This window comes from uncultured Chryseobacterium sp., assembly GCF_913776365.1.
In the GTDB taxonomy this organism is placed as follows: domain Bacteria; phylum Bacteroidota; class Bacteroidia; order Flavobacteriales; family Weeksellaceae; genus Chryseobacterium.
In genome coordinates, this window is the sequence record NZ_CAJYMO010000273.1 from 1 (window position 1) to 3,230 (window position 3,230).

Annotated in this window: 2 protein-coding genes; one reads left to right on the forward strand and one right to left on the reverse strand. The window is 45.9% G+C overall.

The window, feature by feature from the left end; genetic code table 11:
* Positions 1-166: 166 nt before the first annotated feature.
* Positions 167-628, reverse strand: coding sequence for an NUDIX domain-containing protein (locus QZ735_RS14345; protein WP_294249687.1), 462 nt, complete (start codon positions 626-628; stop codon positions 167-169).
* A gap of 1,198 nt (positions 629-1,826) precedes the next feature.
* Between QZ735_RS14345 and QZ735_RS14350 the strand changes: the two genes are divergently transcribed.
* On the forward strand, positions 1,827-3,230 hold a 1,404-nt coding region (locus QZ735_RS14350), incomplete at its 3' end, for a sugar MFS transporter (RefSeq protein ID WP_294249689.1).

The following is a 3,230-nucleotide window of genomic DNA, read 5'->3' on the forward strand; positions in this document are numbered from 1 at the left end:
ATCACCCCAGCCGATACGGAGGAGAGTGCAAAATATATTGAAGATTACCTTGCATCACCGGAATCTTTTACCGACGAAAGCTGCAAAGAATACTGCTCGGATGGGAACTATGAAGTGGTCAGCTTTAAAAAAGAAAAAAACGGGGACCCAAAGTCCTGAACAGGCATCAGCCGTTCAGCAATTTTTCCACCTGTATAATAAATTCTGCCTGCGCAGGATTTATTTTTTTACAGGCTTCCTCAGTCCCGAACCATTCCCAGCGGTCGACTTCCGGAATTTCCATTTTCTTTCCCGAGCGCGGCGGCCAGTCAATCATAATTGTGTTGCTTTTCAATCCGGAAGTTCCGATATCCTGTTCCAGCGCCCAGGCGTATACCGTCTTGCCGGCCTTCTGCCTTACCGGTTGCAATTCTATGAATTCACCCTTTACCGACTGACCGGTTTCTTCCCTGAATTCAATGATGGCCCGCTGCAGGAGGTCTTCCCCTTCTTCAGGCTCCCCTTTCGGAATGGACCAGGCGCCCTCGTCTTTATTTTTCCAGAAAGGCCCGCCCGGATGAACCAGGAAATAACAGATTTTGTTTTCTTTTCTTTTAAACAGCAACAGGCCCGCGCTTTTTTTCATCATAATTAATATGTAGTGATCGTGATGCTGACAAATATACTGAATAATTCCGTGATCTTTCCTGAATACATCAGGAGGAATCAGGCACAAAACCTGGGGACCGGGCAAAAGACCTGATTCATCCGTACAGAAGGTTATTGATCAGGTGGAAAGGTCCGGAGACCGTCAATTACCGGAAGTTCGATGTATAATCAGGTATGCGGTCAGTAGAATTGATTTAAGCTCATTTACTACAGGATGCCTGATGATCCGGCATGAGCTGAATTCGAATGGATTTTGGCTAAAGCCGGAGGTATACTGCTATCATGATATCGGGCTGAAACCCGATGCGATTGATGGATGCAACTGATTTATTGTGAACTCAAATCAGTGACCGGATTAATAAGGAAGGAAGCCGGAAGTTCCTTTTGCCGGAGTAACGGTCGGCAGTCTTGTATGGGAAATGATCAGATTGCTTTCTCTAAAGAATAATGCTGCTTAGAAATCCCTGATTACCTTTCTGTTTTTTATTTTATATAAAACAAATAATGTTGAATTTTAGTTAAATTACCGGAAACAAGCTGCTTCTGCAGTGCTTATCGTATGCAGTGATTTGAAGACAGCTTCTGCGGAGCATATGTTTATTCCATCATCTTTTTAGATCTTATAGGAAGTTGAGCCGGAAGAAATGCTATACGATGGAAAAAAATGCTTGAAATATACAATTCCCTAACGTTGTACCGGCAGTCATTATATTCTGATTATGGTCATGCCACAAAATTAATATCTTACCCAACTTCTGATACTGAACCATCAGGAGAACCATAGTTGTCGGAAAAACACAGCCTGTGGATTTGGCAGGAAGCTGCAATTCATCAGCCGGTGCGGATGATGTTACCGGTGCTAAAAATCAGATACTTATCATAAAAGGTTAAAGCGAAACAGATCAGTGGATGAGGAAATGTCCGGAATGAGGACCGGAGCCGGTATTTCAGTGCACCTGTTTCTGTCTTCAGATAAAATAATGAAAACCAGAAAATTAATCAGCAGATTTTTATGCCGGCTGCAAAATCAGGCAGGATTGCGGTCTTATGATGCATCCGGACTCTGCCAATGGCAGCACTCACTTTTCTTATAATACCGCTTCATATTTATTGTCCCAAATAAAGATTTTATCAGGAAAAGGGATTATCTTTAGGCACTTTTTAATAAATGACTGTATATGATCAATGAAGTAAAGACCAACAGCCGGAATTACACGGTCCCGCTGATTACCATTACGCTCTTATTTTTTATGTGGGGATTCATCACCTGTATGAATGACATCCTGATCCCCTATCTGAAGCAACTTTTCAAACTGACCTTTTTCGAATCGATGCTGGTCCAGTTCTGTTTCTTCGGAGCTTACTTTATCGGTTCCCTGATTTATTTCCTGATTTCCACTACCAAAGGCGATCCCATCGACAAAGTAGGCTATAAAAAGGGAATCCTTTTCGGGATCTTCCTCGCGGCACTGGGATGTGTGCTGTTTTATCCGGCTGCCAGCCTGGCTTCCTACGGTTTGTTCCTGGGAGCGCTGTTTATCCTGGGGCTTGGGTTCACGGTACTCCAGATTACGGCCAATGCTTACGTTTCCCTGTTGGGACCGGAAGACTCCGCATCGAGCCGGCTGAACATGACGCAGGCTTTCAACGCTTTCGGAACCACGATTGCCCCGGTTTTGGGCGGACACCTCATCTTTGAGCTGTTTTCCGCACCGGACGGATCCTTCAGCGCTGCCGCCACCAAAATTCCGTATCTTATCTTTGCAGCCATTCTGATCCTTGTCGCTTTGCTGATTTCGCGGGTAAAGCTTCCTGACTTTCAGGTAAAAAGCGAAGAAATTGTAAAAGGTTTCGGCGCCCTGCAGCACAACCACCTGAAATTCGGGGTCCTGGCCATGTTCTGCTATGTCGGCGGCGAAGTTGCGGTAGGAAGCTTTATCATCAGCTTCCTGGAGCAGCCCCAGATCACCAACCTTTCTGAAGCCGTGAGTAAGAACTACCTTTCCCTGTACTGGGGCGGTGCCATGATCGGACGTTTCCTGGGAGCCATTTCCCTGAACCATTCGATCAGCCAGGGCAAAAAAGCCTTATACATGCTGGGAGCAGCCACGCTGGTATTCCTGGTGATCTTCAGTATTGTAGACCTCACGTTTGCACAGATCTCCTTTTTCCTGGTGTTTATTGCGCTGAACTTCATTGCTTTCTTTATCGGAAAATCGGCTCCGGCCAGGACGTTATCCATCTTTGCCGGTGTTAATGTAATCCTGCTGATCTCCGCTATGCTGAACCATGGCGAAATGGCCATGTACAGCATTCTGGGCATCGGGATTTTCAATTCCATCATGTTCTCCAATATTTATACGCTGGCGATTTCCGGACTGGGCAAATACACCAGCCAGGGTTCGTCGCTGGTGGTAATGGCCATCCTGGGCGGAGCGATCGTTCCGATCTTCCAGGGATACCTGGCAGATGTTTTCGGCGTGCAGCACTCATTCATCATTCCGGTATTCTGCTTCCTGGTGATCCTGATTTTCGGTGCCTACTGCACCAAGTATCTCGGCCATGTAAAACAGGATGCCGAT